This window comes from Pseudomonas sp. GW823-FHT06B06, assembly GCF_058795195.1.
Genome location: NZ_JBXAHO010000003.1, coordinates 1 through 17,975, shown reverse-complemented (window position 1 = coordinate 17,975; position 17,975 = coordinate 1). Strand labels below are relative to the sequence as shown.

Genomic DNA, 17,975 nt, shown 5'->3' with positions numbered 1-17,975 from the left:
GGCGGCGATCCGACTTGCCCGCAAAGAAGGCAGCATGAACACCGTTGTACTCCAGCCAAATAAAAAAGGGCGACCTCCCACGGTCGCCCTTTTTTTGTTCGATTTACTGAATCAAGCCAGATCCACCAACACGATCTCACTGTCCTCGATAGCCGTCACCCGCAACACCTGCTCTTGGGCAACCGCAACACCGTCTCGAGCTTGTGCACGCAAGCCATTGACTTCAATGACACCCGTGGCCGGCACCAGGTACGCGCGACGACCGTTCTCCAGGCGATACTCAGCGGTTTCGCCGGCCTTCAGGTTTGCCGCCACCAGGCGCGCATCGGCGCGGATTCGCAGGCTTTGATCGTCCCCGGGCTTACCGCTGGCCAGGGTAATGAAACCTTCGCGCTGGCCCTTGGGAAATGGCTTTGCGCCCCAGGAAGGTGCCAGGCCGGATTCATTGGGAATGATCCAGATCTGAAAGATCTTGGTCGGCGTAGCTTCCAGGTTGTATTCGCTGTGGGCAATGCCGGTGCCGGCGCTCATCACCTGAACGTCACCCGCTTCAGTGCGACCCTTGTTGCCCAGGTTGTCCTGGTGAGTAATTGCGCCTTCACGGACATAGGTGATGATTTCCATGTCCCGGTGCGGGTGCTGCGGGAAGCCGGTGCCCGGGGCAATCACGTCATCGTTCCATACCCGCAAGTTGCCCCAGTTCATGCGCTTGGGGTCATGGTATTCGGCGAACGAAAAGTGGTGATGAGCATCCAACCAGCCATGGTGAGCGCCGCCAAGCGAGTTGAAAGGTCTGAGTTCAAGCATGATCGTCTCCTGAAAGGTTCGTCATGGGGCGCAAGGCCTGGCCACGAATCGAGACCGGTTGTTGATGACCGGCATCATCCATCAGGCAACAATCGATAAAAAGCGTAAAAAATGCCGCATAATAATCGATAAATTAGATAGGAAGTGCGCTCGAAAGCGTCTCATCCAGCCTTCAATATCGCCCATAAGTCGATGAGTCATAAGCATTTCACTAGAACTAAAAAGCAAATACAGACACCATAGCCCTCAACAGCCTCACACCCTGGAGTCCGTCCGCGTGCCGCAACACACCCCCGATCTTCCGCCTGAACTTCGCCCGCTGGCCGAGATGCCATTGCTCAAGCGCCTGGCCGCGCGCTTTTTTGGTCATGGCCTGACGCGCCTGCGCGCACAACACCGCGCGTCTTGGTTGCACGGTCAGGCAGACGGTTTTCGTAGCGGTCATAGCGCCGGGGTGGACTACGGATACAAAGAAGGCAAGCTCGAGGGCCTGGAAGAGGGCCGGCAAGTCTTGCAGATTCGCGACTCACGCTGCACCGAGCACCGGCCACCCAATATCGATGACCATCTTTTCGACGATTGGCGCCTGCCATTGACCGCCGAACTGAAGAAACGCATGAAAGCCGACGTCGCCCGGTTGCTGCCGGCACACGCCCAGCCCAGCGCTGCGCAGTGGAAAATGATCTTCAGTGATACGCCATCGACGTCGGTGATTGCCGGTGCGGGAGCGGGCAAGTCGACGACGCTGGTTCTGCGTATCCTGCTGCTCAGTCACTACCTGGGGTTCGAACTGAGCTCGATGACCGTGGTGACGTTCACTCGTGAGTCGCGCAAGGACTTCATCAATAAACTGATTGAGCTGTTTGCGCTCTGGGGGCATGCACTGGGTGTGCGCGAGGCGCGTGACCTGGTGCGCACCTTCCATTCGCGCATATTGCCGATGGTTCGCAGCCTGCCGGGCTTCGAGCGGCTGCAAGCCTTCGAAAACCTCAGTCACCGAGCGCAAGGCGCGGATGACGAAGTGGACAGCAACCCCTTCGATCTACGCATCAATGACGCCCAGCGTCAGCAACTCAATGCCTGTTATCACGCGTTGCACAGTCGCGATGAGCGTTTTCGCGAGCTGATCAAGCCATTGTCCCGTCACGCTTTGCAACTCAAGGAGCTGGAGCGCGACCACCCCGATGTACAGAAGCGCATGGCCGTCACCGAACTGGCGGCCAAACGCGATGAAGAGCTCTGCGACCTGGTGGAAGACTTGTGGTTTCGCGCTGGCGCCTGGCCGATCAAAGGCATAGAGCCCAAGCGCCAGGCTTTCGATATCAATGGCAGCACCTTTCACTGCCACGGTTACATTGCCTCGCTGGACGCTTGGGTGGTGCTGGGATTCGACCCTGGTGAAAATCCGCAACTGACCCGGCCAAATGCCAAGCTTACGTTGCGTGCGGAAACCGCGGTAAAGCGCACGTTGTTTCAAGCTTTCTGTCGTAAGCCATTGATATGGTTTGATAATTACGAGTCATCAAAGCGTGTGCTGGCGTCCCTTGGGGGGGATGCCAGCGCCGGGCCTGGCTTCGATTACAAGGTCAAGGGAGAGCTGGCGTCCGCGCCATTGCTGGACTGTTTTGTCGCTGCCGCCGGGTTCATTGAAAACCTCGGCCTGGATGTGCCGACGGCTGTGGGCCAGATGAGCTTTGCCAAGGATGACCCGGACCGCTTTTTCTTCGAGGCCTTGAGTCTGTACTGGCGCGCCCTGGAAGACCATTTGCTCGACCAGAAACCGCCGGTCATGACCTACAACCGCATGTTCGCGCTGTTTAGCGAACACTCCCCGGAAAACCTCAAGCTGCTCAGTGACGAGCTCTTGCGGCCGCTGTCGCACTTGATGATCGACGAGTTCCAGGACGTTTCACCGCAAATTGTCTCGTGGATCCGTGCCAGCCTGGCCGAAATCCGCAGTCGCGGGCCGGCGATGCACGTCGGGCGCGGCGCCCAGCATTCTTCATTGCTGTGCGTAGGCGATGACTGGCAGTCGATTTACGGCTGGCGTGGCAGTTCGCCGACCTATTTCATGGAGTTCAACAAGACGTTCTCGTCGCCAAGCACCACCAAGGTGATGCTCAGCGACAATTATCGCAGCCACCAGCACATCATTGACGCCGCCGAGTACATCGTGCGGGCCGCGCCTGCGATCGCGGGTAAGAAGGCCAAGGCCAGTGGCGAGCCAAAGGCCTTGCTGCCGGTCAATGTGCTGGACCGAGACGATCAGGGGATGGCCGAGCGCTTGATGGAGCACTATCGGAAAGGCGATTCAATCTTGATGCTTTATCGAAAAAGTAGCGATAAGTCATTGATAGAACAACATATTAAGCCTGTACTTAATGTTGATTCTAGCTTGCCGTTTGAAGCACGACGCCTCAAGCAACTGACCTATCACAGCGCCAAGGGCCTACAGGCTGACGCGGTATTCCTGCTCGGCGATTGCCAGCACCTGACCCGTTCGCCCTACAAAAACCAGGTGTACCGTATGGCGGGCCTGGGCAAGGCTGGCGACACTGAGCCTTATGACAATGCCCAGAAAGACGAGATTCTGCGCCTTGCATACGTGGGCATTACCCGGGCGGTAAGTCATTGCTATTGGTATGTCGATGCGCAGGAGACCCAGGCGGTGAACATGCCCAAGGCGTCGGACCGGATCGGCAAGGGCAAGGCGTTTTTCGCCGATCATCGGCGGGCCAAAACGCCGGCATGACCCATGTAGGAGCCTGCGGTGCGGCTCTTACAAGGTATACATTTACCTCTCTACATACGATCAAATACGCCAAAGCGAGACGGCCTTATAGGGACGTGATTGCAGATCTGTCCGCGTTCTGATCGTTCCCATGCTCTGCGTGGGAATGCCGCCAGGGACGCTCCGCGTTCCACTGACGACGCATGACATGAGCCGTGCGCAATGGTGACGCGGAGCGTCACAGGAAGCCCTGTGTGAAATTGGTTGCCTGCGTACATATCCATTGCTGCGGTAACGGCCACTTATGGTTTCGCTTTTACAGCGACTCCCTTTTTCAAACGCCGGAGTGCCGGCCCAGCAAAAAGGAAGCAAAAGGCTTTGCCCCACCACTCGGTGCCTCGCTGTGGCTCGGCATGCCCTCTCTCCGGCATTGCTCCGTGGGTCGCCGCGATGGGTCGTCCCTGGCCCAGCGCGGCTAAACCGGCGTCCTGCCGGTTTCCCCACTGCGCAATGCCTGCGTTCGGCCATCGTGGTTAATGGGGCGCCCAGATCAAAAACAAAAGCGAGGCGGCCTTAAAGCCGACCTGACTTCGACGGGTGTACCTCGATCCCCTGTAGGAGCGAGCATGCTCCGGGCGGCGTTCCGACGATTGATCGTTCCCATGCTCTGCGTGGGAATGCCGCCAGGGACGCTCCGCGTTCCACTGACGACGCATGACATGAGCCGTGCGCAATGGTGACGCGGAGCATCACAGGATGCATTCCCACGCAGAGCGTGGGAACGATCAATCAGGTACAGCCGGCAAGTCGGATCGCCACACCGCTGGCTACAAGGTGTACGCGTCCCCTCTACATCCTTGATCCCGTAAAAAACACAAAGCCCACAATATCGTGGGCTTTTGGATGGAAGTCCGGCCGTCAGGCATAACTCCTGAGGGCCACCGGAGGAATGAACGCTTCGAGCTCATCCTCCACGGCTTCGATTATTCGTTCGACGTCGGCGGCGTTCATCACCGTCGAGCAGGGGATACCGGCGATGGCGATCATGGTCTCGCCACTGGCTCGATCAAACAAACGGGCGATCATGCTGCCCGGGGCGTCCATGCTGGCCTCGAAACCCATGGGATGGAAATGCCAGCGCATCAGCTGGCAGGCGTTTGGAAAAGTGACCTTGCTGAACCCTTTATTCATGTGTTGCCCGCCTTCTTCATCGAGCGCTTCCATTAGCTCAGGTTAGGTGGGAGGAGCCTTCATTGGCTCAACCATTGACAGACTTTAAAAGTAGCAGCTGCATGTGAAAAAAATGTGTATTTTTCAGGTCGTTTGGCAATTGCTGCGCTTTTTTTGATGCAGGTCACGTGCGTGATCGTTTGCGCAATGGCCCGCCCGCATTTGCAATTGAAGGTGCGGGCCGATTTGGGCAAGCTCGGTACTTTTTGACGAGACCTTTCATGCACGCCGAGGATGATGGCCCGCTGCAAACCCAGGCCACGGGCGAGACGGTCATGCGTTACCACTTGCGCTGGAAACACCGCGATCTGGACGGGGTCATGGCGCTGTATCACCCCGATGTCCAATACAGTGATTTCTTCCAGAACCGGGTGATGGGGCTGGCCCAGTTGCGTGACTATGTGCAAAGCAGCATGCCCCGTGAGCCGGATGAGGCGCTGGAGCACTCGGACCGCATCCGCTTGGACGGCAACACTGCTTTCATCCAGTACCGCATCACTTTGCGTGGTGGTGAGGGGCTGGTGTCGTTTCGCGCCAGTGAAGCAATCACCGTGAAGGACGGGCTGATCTGGCGGGTCAACGAATATGCTTCGCTGGTCCATGAACAGCCCTGCGGCGAAAACACCGGCAGCCAGCGCCCGGCGGTCAGTCGACTGGGACTGTCGGTGCGGCAGTTGAGCTTCATGGCCGACGACCTGCAGCAGTACTTTCAACGCCAGCAGCCTTATCTCGACCCGCGGCTCGACCTGCAAAGGGTGGCACAGGAGTGTGGCTACAGTCGCAACCAGATTTCCTATCTTCTTAACCAGGTGCTGGGGCAGAGCTTCTATCGCTACGTCAACCAGGCCCGCCTGCAGCACCTGCTCAATGCGCTGGACAGTGCCATGCCCGCGGTGCGTATCGACGCCTTGGCGTTTGCCGCCGGGTTCAACTCACTGTCGGCGTTCTATAGTTGTTTCCGCCAGCACACCGGCCTGTCGCCCAAGGCCTACGTCAAGCAAATGTCCTTGCGTGCACGCGCGCAAGACAGCACCTGAGCCCGTGCACTAGGATCAACGCCATCGAAGTCTGAGTGGCGGAGTCTTGAATGCCGGCATGGCGCACTATCAGTTTGTGGATGGACCAACTCGACGAGCCTTTGCTGGCGCGTGCGGCGCTGGAACGGGATCTGGATGTCGATGTCGCGATTATCGGCGCGGGGTACACCGGGCTCTGGACCGCCTACTACCTGAAGCGACAGGCTCCTGGCCTGAATATTGTCATCATAGAAGCGCAAACAGCCGGTTTCGGTGCCTCGGGGCGTAACGGCGGGTGGTTGATGGGCAATCTGCTGGGCGAAGACCGGCTGCTCGCTTCGTTGTCACCCGAGCAACGTCGTGCCTCTTACGATTTGCTCCACGACATCCCTGATGAGGTGAAACGCGTCATCGAACGTGAAGGCATCGATTGCGATTATCGTAAAGGCGGCGCCCTCTATTGTGCCGCTCGCTACCCCGAGCAGGAGGCCACACTGCGCCAGTACCTGGACAAACTGTACGGCCAGGGTCTCAACGAAAACGACTACCGCTGGCTGAGCCCGGAGCAGATGGCGCAGCAAATTTGCCTGGCCAAGCCTTATGGCGCTATTTATGCGCCACATGTCGCGACCCTCCATCCGGCCAAGCTGGTCCGGGGACTGGCACGCGCGGTCGAGCGCATGGGCGTGCGGATCTACGAGAACAGCCCGGTGAATCATTGGCAGTCCGGCAGCGTTCGCACTGCCCAGGCGACGGTGCGCAGCCGCTGGGTGGTACCGGCTGTCGAAGGCTATTCGGTGACCTTGCCGCCCTTGGGACGTTATCAGTTGCCGGTGCAAAGCCTGATCGTGGCCACCGAACCGCTGTCGGCCGCCACCTGGGACGAGATTGGGCTGAGTCATGGCCAGGCCTTCAGCGAAAACAGTCGCCAGGTGACCTATGGCCAACGAACGGCAGATAACCGACTGATCTTTGGCGCGCGCGGGGGCTATCAGTTTGCCGGCAAGCTGCGCCATGACTTTGACCTGACGCGTAGCGAAATCGAGTTGCGGCGCTATCTGTTCGGCGAACTGTTTCCACAGCTTCGCAATGTGCAGATCACCCATGGCTGGGGCGGCAACCTGGGCATGTCACGGCACTTCAAGCCCCATATGCTCTGTGACCAGGCCAGCGGTATTGCCTTGTCCGGCGGTTATGGCGGGGAGGGGGTCGGTGCCAGCAACCTGGGTGGCAGGACCCTTGCCGACCTGATCCTGCAACGCGACACCGAGCGGGTTCGCCAACCGTGGGTAATTGCCAAGGGCGGACTGCACGCGCTCAAGGCCTGGGAGCCCGAACCTTGGCGCTGGCTCGGCTACAACGCGATCATTCGCAGCTTCGTCCACGAAGACCAGACTCTGGCCAACCCGACCAGCGCGCCATGGCGGCGCAGGCTCGCCAGCGGGGTCGCGGGGTTCATGGAAGGCTTGATGCACTGAACAGTGTTGCCTTCGATGATCCGTGATCAACTCACAGGTTCAACCGTGCACCTCATTTCACCTGCGCCCGGCATCCGCAACAGGGCATCGTTGCCGTTTTGCCAGAAGCTTTGGCTGCCCCTGTTGTCCTTGCCCTGGTACAGGGCTCCGGACGAACTCGGCACCTGTTCCAGCGTGGTCGAGGTATTGGCCCATTTCAGGTAAACCACTGCCGGTTCGACAGTGAAGAACGTGGCGGCCACCAGCGCGCCAAGCCCGGCGCAGCGAAAGGCCTGCGGACCTTCGGTGAGCCTGCTGGGGTCCTTGGTCCTGGCAATGGCCGAGCCTTGGCGCAGTTGGTGCGCACGCTCGGCATAGTGGCTCACCGTGCATGCCTTGGGATCGGCTTCGGTCGCGCATTGATCGCGGGCGAGCAGCCAGAAGCGCTGGTCGATCTCGACTTTGTCGGGTCGCGGCACCGAATGCTCATCGGTGAGCGCCAGGCGATACAGGCGCGTCAGCTCGATATCCATCTGCGCCAGTCGAGCGTCGCGACAGATAAGTTTTTCAACGGCCCCCCGGGCCGTGGCGCAGTCGAAGCTGGTATTGAAGGATCGAGCAGGTGTCGCGGCATTTGCACAAAGACTCATTGAAAACCAAGCGGCGACCGCGAGGAGGGGAGTCAGAAGTGGCGTGACCATTTTCATTTCGACACCATCATTCGGTCGCACTGGGTCTAACGCAGTGTAAGGCAGTGCTCGAAACCTGCCACACAGGGGGCGCAGGCAACACGATTCGCGGGCTCAGTCTTCCTGGCGAATCGTGGCCACATCATCGGCCTTGACTTTGACCTTGGCTCCGGAAATATCCTCGAACTCGAAGAATCCGTCCTTGGTCTTGGTTTTTGGCATGTCCTTGGTCAGATACTGGGTGCCGTTCTGCAGGGTGACCACCGTGGGCGTCGAGCAGCCGGCCAGGGCGATGAAGGCCGCTACCGCCATGGGAAACGCCAGAGTCTTGATGTTCATAATCACCTCTCATTGTTAAAAAAAACCAGTGTGGCTGTCGCAAGCGAATGCCGTTACTTGGCGGTTGGTGCGATGCAACAGCAGAAAGTTCTATACCCAAGGCAAAAATCCCTTAAAGCGCTTCCGCTTATCCTTTTCCATTTGCATGGGGCAGGGCGTTGCTGGTATCTGTATGCATAACCAGTGCTTGTTAATCGTGGCTCCTTTTCCCGTGACTGCAAATCCTCTCGACGACCCGTTCTACTACCTCAACAACTTCATGCAAGTGCTTGATTGGCTTGAGCAACGTTATGCCGACGTGTTGAGCGTCGAAGAGCACCGCTTTATTCATGACTTCAATGGTTTGCCCCGCGAGGCCCAGGCGCTGCTGGTCAGGCTGGTCATGCGCAAGGGCGTGCATTTTCGCGTCAGCAAATTGCATTACGTCGAGATCGGCGATATCGCCAGCGCAGCCCGGCCGTTGCTCGAATTGGGCTGGCTCGACGAGCACCAGCCGTTGTCGGTCGAGGCGTTATTTGAAGTGTTGCTCAAGGCGGAAATTCTTCAATGCCTGGGCAGTGCCATTACTCAACCCAAGGGTAAAAAGACCGACTGGCTACCGGCTCTGTGCGAGCAGTTTCCTCACGAGCAATCCTTTAAGGATTGGTGTCCGGCGCTGGGTGACCGCTTGTTCAGCCTGACCATCATGGGCCTGTGCGATCGCCTGCGCTTGATGTTTTTTGGCAATCTTTACCAGGATTGGTCTGAATTCGTCTTGGCGGACCTTGGGGTCTTCACCTATGAAAAAGTCGAGTTTTGCGCCGATTCCCGAGGCTTGCGCAGCCGCGAGGACGTCGATGCCTGCCTGTTCCTTTACCAGTGCCAGCAGCTTTTCGAGGCCGGTGAGTCGGTGGCCGCCATTGTCACTCAGATCAACGGCCTGGCACTGGGCAATCCCTGGCTGCAGAGGCGTCGTGACAAGCTCTTATTCCAGATGGGCCAGGCGTGCGAGCGCGCCGGTGATTTCTGCGCCGCGTTGACCCTGTACCGGGACTGCGTGTATCCCGGCGCGCGCTTGCGCATGATCCGTGTGCTGGAACGCTGCGGTGAGTACCCACTGGCCCTTGACCTGGCGTGCCAGGCCGAACAAGCACCGCAAAACGCCGCGGAACAGCAACACCTGCTGCGTGTCCTGCCCAGGTTGCGTCGCAAGCTGGGCGGGCCGGCGGTCAAGCGTCCGGCCCCACGACAGATGGAACGCCTGGAGCTGCAACTGAGCAGGACCGACCCGATGTTGTCAGTGGAGGACTACGTGCAGGCGCACCTGGGCGAAGACTCGGCACCGGTTCATTACGTCGAAAACAGCCTGGTCAACTCGCTGTTCGGGTTGCTGTGCTGGCCGGCGATATTCGCCCCGCTGCCGGGGGCGTTTTTCCATCCGTTCCAACGTGGTCCGGTGGACCTGCTGAGCGAAGACTTCCATAGCCGCCGCGCCGAATTGTTCCAGGCCTGCCTCGACGAACTCGACGACGGTCGATACCTTGAGACCATCCGCCTGCGCTATGCCCAAAAGTGGGGTGTGCAGTCGCCATTCGTGTTCTGGGGCGCACTCAGCGAGCCGTTGCTGGAGCAGGCGCTGGACTGCTTGCCCGCCGAACACCTCAAGCACTGGTTCAACCGGTTGTTGCTGGACATCAAGGCCAATCGGGCGGGCATGCCCGACCTGATCCAGTTCTGGCCGCAGGAAAAAACCTACCGCATGATCGAAGTCAAGGGGCCCGGGGATCGCCTGCAGGATAACCAGCTGCGCTGGCTGGAGTTCTGTCATGAGCACCGGATGCCGATTGCCGTGTGTTATGTGCAATGGGCGGAGCAGGGCGCTTGAGCTACAGCATCGCGGTGCGTGCGTTATGTGAGTTCACCGCCAAGGTCGGGGACCTCGACTTGCGCTTCACTCCCTCGCCGACCGCCCTGGAAGGCATCGTCGGGCACCGTACGGTAGCGTCACGGCGCAGTGACGACTACCAGAGTGAAGTCGCCCTCGAAGGTGCGTATCAGGGCCTGACGGTCAAGGGCAGAGCGGATGGCTATGATCCCTCGCAAAATTGCCTCGAAGAGATCAAGACCTACCGTGGTGACTTGAGCAAGCAACCGGCCAACCACCGGCAATTGCATTGGGCACAGGCCAAGGTCTATGGCTGGCTGATGTGCCGCAAACTGAACCTGGCGCAGATCAACCTGGCGCTGGTGTATTTCGATATCGTCAGCGAAAGGGAAACTTGTCTGCTCGAGGCGTTCAGCGCCGCCGAGCTCGGGCAGTTCTTCGAACACCATTGCGGCCTGTTCCTGCACTGGGCCGAACAGGAAACAGCCCATCGCCAAAGGCGTGACCTTGCGGCCCGACAGCTGGCGTTTCCCCATGCCGAGTTTCGCCCCGGGCAGCGTCACCTCGCCGAATCGGTGTTCAAGGCGGTCAGCACCGGGCGTTGCCTGATGGCCCAGGCACCCACGGGGATTGGCAAGACCATCGGCACCCTGTTCCCGCTGCTCAAGGCCCTGGCGCCGCAGCAACTGGACAAGCTGTACTTTCTCACGGCGAAAACCCCGGGACGCAAGCTGGCCCTGGACGCCGCGCAGGTGATCCTCGACTGCAGCGATGCACCGCCTTTGCGGATTCTGGAAATGATCGCCCGGGACAAGGCCTGTGAACATCCGGACAAGGCCTGTCACGGTGAATCCTGTCCGTTGGCCCAGGGCTTCTACGATCGATTGCCGGCGGCACGCCAGGCCGCCAGCGAGCTGGGCCTTTTGAACCAGAGCGCATTGCGCCAGGTCGCTTTGGAGCATGAGGTGTGCCCGTATTACCTGAGCCAGGAAATGGCGCGCTGGGCCGATGTGGTCGTTGCCGATTACAACTATTACTTCGATTTCAGTGCGCTGCTGTTCGGCCTGGCCCAGGCCAACAACTGGAAAGTCGCGGTACTGGTCGACGAAGCCCACAACCTGGTGGAACGTGGTCGTCAGATGTACAGCGCGAGCCTCGACCAATCGACCCTCGACGGAGTTCGGAAAACCGCTCCCGAGGTGTTGAAAAAAAGCCTGCAGCGAGTCAACCGCGAATGGAACGCCTTGCATAACCAGCAGTCTGCTGCTTATCAGGCCTATGACAAGCCACCGGAAAAACTGCTCCAGGCCTTGTCGTCGTGCAGCGCCAGCATCGGCGATTACCTTAACGATCATCCGCAGGGACTGGACAGTGCATTGCAAAGCTTTTACTTCGAGGTACTGCAGTTCTGTCGGGTGGCCGAACTTTTTGACCAGCAGTACCTGTTCGACATCAGCAAACGCGACCTCGACCGCAAGCGCAACCTCTCGCAACTGTGTCTGCGCAACGTTGTGCCCGCGGGCTTCATCGGGCCGCGCCTGAGCGCTGCCCGCAGCACCGCCCTGTTCTCGGCGACCCTCAGCCCTCGCCACTATTACGCCGACTTGCTGGGTACGCCGGCGAATACCGTGTGCATCGACGTCGAGTCGCCTTTTCATGCCGATCAGCTACATGTACAGATCATCAACCAGATCTCCACGCGTTTCGTTCATCGCCAGGCATCCCTGGCGCCGATCGTCGAACTGATCGCCCGGCAGTTCATGCGGCGCCCCGGCAATTACCTGGCGTTTTTCAGCAGTTTCGATTACCTGCAGCAAGTGGCGCAGTTGCTCGCCGAGCGTTATCCCGGGATCAATCTATGGTCACAGTCACGGGGCATGGCGGAGGCGCAACGCCAGGCGTTCCTCGACCGGTTCACCGCCGAAGGCCAGGGCGTGGGCTTTGCGGTGTTGGGCGGGGCGTTTGGCGAAGGCATCGATTTGCCGGGTGCACGCTTGATTGGCGCGTTCATCGCCACCCTGGGGTTGGCGCAGCTCAACCCGGTCAACGAGCAACTCAAGCAGCGCATGGCGGCCATGTTCGGTGCGGGCTACGACTACACCTACCTGTATCCCGGCGTGCAAAAAGTGGTGCAGGCCGCTGGCAGAGTGATTCGTACACAGCAGGACCAAGGCGTGGTGATGTTGATCGATGACCGGTTCGGCGACAACAAGGTCAGGCAACTGCTGCCGCGCTGGTGGTCAATTGCTTCGGCGGCTGTTCAAATGGACGGTTTATCGCATACTGCTGAGTTACAGCACCCGATGTGAGGGATCAATGAGCGAAGATCGAATCCAGGCCAGGGTCATTGAGGACAGGCGCTTGCGCCTGCTGATCGATGCGGTGGTTGACTACGCGATCTACATGATTGACCCCGATGGCATCATTACCAGCTGGAACGCAGGGGCCCGACGTTTCAAGGGTTATGAGGAAGCCGAGATTCTCGGCCAGCATTTTTCGCGCTTCTACACCGATGAAGATCGTCGTGCCGGCTTGCCTCAGCGGGCGCTGGACACGGCCATTCGCGAGGGCCGATTCGAAGGTGAAGGCTGGCGTGTGCGCAAGGACGGCACGCATTTCTGGTCCCACGTGGTGATCGATCCGATTTACGACCCGTCGGGCACGCTGCTGGGATTTGCCAAGATTACCCGTGACCTGACCGACCGCAAGATGGCCGAAGAGACCCTCAAGCAAAGCGAGCAACAGTTTCGCTTACTGGTGCAAAGCGTCACGGACTACGCCATCTACATGCTGGCCCCGGATGGTCGCGTGACCAACTGGAACCTGGGAGCCCAACGGATCAAGGGCTATTTGCCCGAAGAAGTTATTGGCCAGCACTTTTCGATGTTCTACACCCCTGAAGACAAGGCGAGCGGCTTACCCGGCCGGGCATTGGAGATTGCCACGCGTGAGGGGCGCTTCGAGAACAAGGGATGGCGAGTGCGCAAGGACGGCACAAGGTTCCTGGCTCACGTCGTGGTTGACCCGATCTGGGGAGACACCGGTACGTTGCTAGGCTTTGCCAAGATCACCCGCGACATCACCGAAGCGACCCAGGCGCAGCAGGCACTTGAACAAACCCGCGAAGCGCTGTTCCAGGCGCAAAAGATGCAAGCCATCGGCCAGCTCAGTGGGGGGATTGCCCACGACTTCAATAATCTGCTCACAGTCATTCTTGGCAATCTGGAAATCGTGCGCAAACGCCTGGCGGACGACCCGAAAATCGTCCGGTTGCTCGACAACGCCACCCAGGGTGCATTGCGCGGCGTGTCCTTGACCCAGCGCATGCTGGCTTTTGCCAGGAAGCAAGAGCTCAAATCCGAACCTGTGGAACTTCCCGCCCTGGTGCAGGGCATCAGCGGACTGCTGCGCAGTTCCCTGGGACCGTCGGTGGCACTGGAAACCCGTTTTCCAGAGCGGATCGAGCCGGTCCTGGCCGATATCAACCAGCTCGAATTGGCGATGCTGAACCTGGCCACCAACGCCCGCGATGCCATGCCCGACGGCGGAAAAATCGTCATCAGCGCCCGCGTTGAAACTATCTCTGATCCGTTACGGGCGGGGCGTTATGTGTGCCTGAGCATCACCGACACCGGCGACGGGATGGATGAAGCAACGCTGGCCTCGGCAATGGATCCGTTCTTCACCACCAAAGGGCTGGGCAAGGGGACTGGACTGGGGCTGTCGATGGTCCATGGCTTCATCGAACAACTGGGCGGTCGATTCATTCTCAAGAGTCAGAAAAACCAGGGCACGACTGCAGAACTGTGGTTGCCCGTGGCCTCGGAAGACTCGATAGCTGCCCCCCTTGCCGAGGAGCCGGCAACGCCGGAAGTCCCTCGCTTGTGCATCCTGGTGGTGGACGACGACAGCCTGGTGTTGACCAGCACTTGCCTGTTGCTGGAAGACCTCGGTCACCAGGTGATCACCGCAACGTCGGGCGCTCAGGGACTGGAGGTGTTCGAAAACAATACGGGCATCGATCTCGTCATTACCGATATGGCGATGCCTCAGATGAGTGGCGCGCAATTGGCGCAAGCCATCCGCGAGCGCAACCCCGACATGCCGATCATCCTGGCCACTGGATATGCCGAGCGCCTGGAAGGGTTTGCAGCCAGGTTGCCGCGCTTGTCCAAGCCGTTTACCCAGTTGAACCTGGTGGAAATTATCGCCTCAGCCATGTAGGAGCGAGCATGTCGAATCGTCGCACCGTCGCGATGGTCGTCAACGATGACGCTGGTCACCTGACACCCCTCGGAGCTCTCAAGTTCATCGCGAGCATGCTCGCTCCTACAGGTTTTTCACTCGCCGTCGTTATTGTGCACCTGGATCTCAGGCCGCCATATGCGAGGCGTCGAGTTCCTTTTTCAGGCGGGCCTTGAGGGTCTCCATTTTTGCCCCCAGTTCATCCAGCGTCGCTTTACCCAGCAGCTTCCTGGCTTGGGGAAACATCGTGGTCTCTTCCTCTTCAATGTGGTGTTCGAGCAGTTCCTTGACCACCTTGACGCGACCGGCGAACTCGGGCGTGGACGGGTCGGTGACTTTCAGGTCCGGCAGCACCAGGGAATCCACCGTACGGTGTTCTTCCTTGGCTTCGTAATACATGATGTCCTGCTCCTTGCCACCGGCTTCCTTGTACGCCGGGTACAGGACGTCTTCTTCAAGACGGGTATGAATCGAAATTTCCATTTCCAGCTTTGCAAGCAGATCGGCGCGTTTTTTCAGGCCGCGCTCGGTGGACTCACTCAGTTGGCTGAGGATGCCTTTTACGCGTTCATGGTCGGCTTTCAACAGGTCTATGGCATTCATGGTCGGGTTTCTCCAGATTGAGGGCAGCTCGCACGGTTAATTCCGCAGGACACTCATCGTTGTGGAGCATTTGTCGTGCCGCTTTGATGTCTCAGGTAAACGCCTGAAATTCAATGGGTTACAAGCGCTAATGGCCATTAGGGGTCATGCAGGCTGCATGAAGCCGGGATTTGGCTCATGCACTTCGCCACAGCCGTGAGCGATCAAGCAGATGGGGGCTTTTGCCGCTCATAGTGGGCGAGAAGCGGCTGGGTGCTGATGCCGTGAATCAGAATGCTCAGTGCGACCACCGAGAGCGTGAGGTCGGTGCACAAGGTGGCCATCGTCGGTGCGAGGTTGTGATTCAAGGCGTAGAACAGGTAGTAAAAACTACCGATGCCGCGAATCCCGAACCAGCCGATCAACAGCCGTTGCTTGCCGTCAAGCAACGTTCCCCAAGGCACCAGCGCGACAATCAGCGGCCGGATCACGCAGAACAGTACCAACGCAACCGCCAGCGCGCGCCAGTCCCAGTGACCCACCAGCACGACCCCGAGCAACGTCACCAGGAACACCTCCATGGCCCGTTCGACCAGGCTGCCAAAGGACAGCATGTCGCCGATCATGATCCCGGCCGCCACCTGCGCTTCCTCCAGGTTCGCCACATCGCCATGCACGGCGGCATCGGGCTCGACGTTCTGATGACCGACCACCGGCTGCACCAGATGCTCGGCGGGCGTCTGGGAGTAACCCATCGACTTGACCTCGGCCCGACGCAGCCCCAGGCCCGCCGCGAACACCGACAGGAAACCGTAGCCATGGACCGACTCTGCCGCGACGTACGCCAGGGCGATAAGGGCAAAGGTCAGGTAGTCGTTGGGGGACAGAGTGCTGTCGGCATTTCTGATGCGCATGGACAATGTGAGGCGCCCGATCACGCGCCCCATGCCATAGCCGACCAGCAAGCCCGCAGGCACCGCCCATAGCAGGCGCTTGAGCGCCCAGTCATCGAGCCAGGCGGTGGATGCGCCGCTGCCTTGCTCTATAAACAGCAAGCCCAGGATCACAAAGGGAAATGCAATGCCATCGTTGAGGCCGGCCTCACCGGACAGGCCGAAGCGCACCGCGTCGACGTCCTTGGCATCGTTGACCTGTACCAGCGAGGCCAGTACCGGGTCGGTGGGCGCCAGGATCGCACCGATCAGCAGCGACGGTCCCCAGGGCAGGTCGAAGGCGTAATGCAGCAACAGGCAAACACCGATAATGGTCAGGACCATGACTGGCCCGGCCAGCCCGAAAGCTACGCGCCACCTTCGGTCCCTCAGGGGCAGGCGCAGCTTGAGGCCACAGACGAACAACGAAAAGAGCACCGCGACTTCCGTCAGGTGCTCCATCCAGAACGCGGCGTCCTTGATGTCCAGCCTCAGCCAGCCCAGCCCCGCCGGCCCGATGCCCACCCCCAACGCCAGGCACACGGCCGAGGTGGTCACCGGCATCCAGCGCAGATAGGACGAGGTCAGTGCCAGCGTCAGCAGCACGGCACCCAGCACCGCAACCCAGGCAATGAAACTCATGGCCCGTGTTTGACGAAAGGTGCGGACATGACGACCTCCAGATATGGAAAGGCCCGTCACCCAGGGCCCGTGAACTGTTGAGCATTGAAACAATGGCCCGGTTCCATTTTTCAGGGGCATCGCGTTATCACAGGATCGGCTTGCCCCCGGTCACCCCAAAACGCTGGCCGGTGATGTAGCTGCCTTCGTCCGAGGCCAGTAGCACATAGATCGGCGCCACTTCCACCGGCTGGCCCGGACGGCCAAGCGGGGTGTTGGCGCCGAAGTTCTGTACCGTTTCCTCTGGCATGGTCGAGACGATCAGCGGCGTCCAGATCGGTCCCGGCGCCACGCTGTTGACCCGGATATTCTTCGGTCCGAGCATTTGCGCCAGGCCGGCGGTGAAGTTGGCGATCGCGCCCTTGGTCGTGGCATACGCCAGCAGGGTGGGGTTGGGCATGTCGGAGTTGACCGAGCTGGTGTTGATAATCGAACTGCCGGGCTGCATGTGCTTGAGGGCCGCCTGGCAGATCCTGAAAATGGCGGTGACGTTGACGTCGAAGGTCATCACCCATTCTTCGTCAGGGATGTCCTCGAGGTTTTCGTGGGTCATCTGGAACGCCGCGTTGTTGACCAGGATGTCGATGCGGCCGAAGCGCTCGACCGTTTTCTCCACCAATGCCCGGCAATGCACCTTGTGCGCCAGGTCGCCGGGCAGCAGCAGGCATTGGCGGCCAGCCTGTTCAACCCAGCGCGCGGTTTCCTGCGCATCTTCCTGCTCATCAAGATACGCCACGGCCACGTCGGCGCCTTCACGGGCGAAGGCAATGGCTACCGCGCGGCCTATGCCGCTATCGCCCCCGGTAATCAGGGCAATCTTGCCGGTCAGTCGACCCGAACCCTTGTAGCTCTGCTCGCCGCAATCGGGGTACGGGTCCATTTTGCGTTGGGAGCCGGGGACGGGTTGGTGTTGTTTGGGGAAGGGTGGTTTTGGGTAGTCGTTCATCATTGATCTCCGGGTTAAAGGTTGGGCGGTCAAAGGGTTGACCTTGGCCTTTTGGGTGGAGTTCGGTTGGATGAAGAACCATTGGAATCGTTGTTTGTTGATAGAGTACTTATTCGTTGCTGCGGTAACGGCCGCTTAGGGTTTCGCTTTTACTGTAGGAGCCAGGCTTGCCGGCGAAGGCGTCCTGGCGGCCAATGGGGGGGGACTGAGTACATATCCATTCCTGCGGTAACGGCCTCTTAGGGTTTAGCTTTTGCTGTAGGAGCCAGGCTTGCCGGCGAAGGCGTCCTGGCGGCCAATGGGGGGGTGACTGAGTACATATCCATTGCTGCGGTAACGGCCACTTAGGGTTTCGCTTTTACAGCGAGTCACTTGGAAGAGCCCCAAGTAACCAAGGGCTCTTGCCCCTGGCGTTCGGTGCCTCGCTAATGCTCGGCATGCCCTCGCTCCGGTCCT

At 59.5% G+C, this 17,975-nt stretch carries 13 protein-coding genes; 6 read left to right on the top strand and 7 right to left on the bottom strand.

Annotated elements, in window-relative coordinates:
* Nucleotides 1–111: 111 nt before the first annotated feature.
* Nucleotides 112–807, bottom strand: coding sequence for a pirin family protein (locus AC1Q8Q_RS03095; RefSeq protein ID WP_492614816.1), 696 nt, complete (start codon nucleotides 805–807; stop codon nucleotides 112–114).
* Between the two features lie 277 nt (nucleotides 808–1,084).
* Between AC1Q8Q_RS03095 and AC1Q8Q_RS03090 the strand changes: the two genes are divergently transcribed.
* Nucleotides 1,085–3,559 (top strand): UvrD-helicase domain-containing protein, encoded by a 2,475-nt coding sequence (locus AC1Q8Q_RS03090; RefSeq protein ID WP_492614815.1) that lies wholly within the window; start codon nucleotides 1,085–1,087, stop codon nucleotides 3,557–3,559.
* Between the two features lie 897 nt (nucleotides 3,560–4,456).
* Here AC1Q8Q_RS03090 and AC1Q8Q_RS03085 read toward each other — a convergent pair.
* Nucleotides 4,457–4,729: a DUF1652 domain-containing protein gene (locus AC1Q8Q_RS03085; RefSeq protein WP_033043601.1), complete on the bottom strand. Its 273-nt coding sequence runs from the start codon at nucleotides 4,727–4,729 to the stop codon at nucleotides 4,457–4,459.
* Between the two features lie 260 nt (nucleotides 4,730–4,989).
* Here AC1Q8Q_RS03085 and AC1Q8Q_RS03080 point away from each other — a divergent pair, with 260 nt between their 5' ends.
* Together AC1Q8Q_RS03080 and AC1Q8Q_RS03075 are read left to right on the top strand one after the other, a co-directional pair.
* Complete coding sequence (locus tag AC1Q8Q_RS03080) at nucleotides 4,990–5,805, top strand: helix-turn-helix domain-containing protein (protein ID WP_492614814.1); 816 nt, start codon at nucleotides 4,990–4,992, stop codon at nucleotides 5,803–5,805.
* Between the two features lie 50 nt (nucleotides 5,806–5,855).
* Nucleotides 5,856–7,262 (top strand): NAD(P)/FAD-dependent oxidoreductase, encoded by a 1,407-nt coding sequence (locus AC1Q8Q_RS03075; RefSeq protein ID WP_168758188.1) that lies wholly within the window; start codon nucleotides 5,856–5,858, stop codon nucleotides 7,260–7,262.
* A 26-nt stretch (nucleotides 7,263–7,288) separates the two neighbouring features.
* On the opposite strand, the gene AC1Q8Q_RS03070 is transcribed toward AC1Q8Q_RS03075, so the two are convergent.
* Nucleotides 7,289–7,948 (bottom strand): MliC family protein, encoded by a 660-nt coding sequence (locus tag AC1Q8Q_RS03070; protein ID WP_454866000.1) that lies wholly within the window; start codon nucleotides 7,946–7,948, stop codon nucleotides 7,289–7,291.
* Between the two features lie 96 nt (nucleotides 7,949–8,044).
* Entirely contained in the window at nucleotides 8,045–8,269 is a 225-nt protein-coding gene (locus tag AC1Q8Q_RS03065) for a YgdI/YgdR family lipoprotein (protein ID WP_020800116.1), read from the bottom strand.
* Nucleotides 8,270–8,465: 196 nt separating this feature from the next.
* On the opposite strand from AC1Q8Q_RS03065, the gene AC1Q8Q_RS03060 reads away from it, so the two are divergent.
* From AC1Q8Q_RS03060 to AC1Q8Q_RS03050, 3 genes are read left to right on the top strand one after another with little or no spacing between them, the layout of a single operon-like run.
* On the top strand, nucleotides 8,466–10,133 hold the full coding sequence (locus AC1Q8Q_RS03060) for a VRR-NUC domain-containing protein (protein ID WP_168758186.1): 1,668 nt from the start codon (nucleotides 8,466–8,468) through the stop codon (nucleotides 10,131–10,133).
* Nucleotides 10,130–12,442 (top strand): ATP-dependent DNA helicase, encoded by a 2,313-nt coding sequence (locus AC1Q8Q_RS03055; protein WP_168758185.1) that lies wholly within the window; start codon nucleotides 10,130–10,132, stop codon nucleotides 12,440–12,442. Before AC1Q8Q_RS03060 ends, AC1Q8Q_RS03055 begins: the two co-directional genes overlap by 4 nt.
* Nucleotides 12,443–12,449: 7 nt before the next feature.
* Nucleotides 12,450–14,357, top strand: coding sequence for a hybrid sensor histidine kinase/response regulator (locus tag AC1Q8Q_RS03050; protein WP_432668160.1), 1,908 nt, complete (start codon nucleotides 12,450–12,452; stop codon nucleotides 14,355–14,357).
* Between the two features lie 147 nt (nucleotides 14,358–14,504).
* Here the strand turns inward: AC1Q8Q_RS03050 and AC1Q8Q_RS03045 are convergent, their stop codons facing one another.
* The 3 genes from AC1Q8Q_RS03045 to AC1Q8Q_RS03035 form a co-directional block, all read right to left on the bottom strand.
* Nucleotides 14,505–14,981, bottom strand: a complete 477-nt coding sequence (locus tag AC1Q8Q_RS03045; protein ID WP_020800112.1) for a PA2171 family ribosome-binding persister protein — start codon at nucleotides 14,979–14,981, stop codon at nucleotides 14,505–14,507.
* Nucleotides 14,982–15,184: 203 nt separating this feature from the next.
* Nucleotides 15,185–16,534 (bottom strand): cation:proton antiporter, encoded by a 1,350-nt coding sequence (locus AC1Q8Q_RS03040; protein ID WP_492614813.1) that lies wholly within the window; start codon nucleotides 16,532–16,534, stop codon nucleotides 15,185–15,187.
* Nucleotides 16,535–16,661: 127 nt separating this feature from the next.
* Nucleotides 16,662–17,519, bottom strand: a complete 858-nt coding sequence (locus AC1Q8Q_RS03035; RefSeq protein WP_492614812.1) for an SDR family oxidoreductase — start codon at nucleotides 17,517–17,519, stop codon at nucleotides 16,662–16,664.
* Nucleotides 17,520–17,975: the final 456 nt, after the last annotated feature.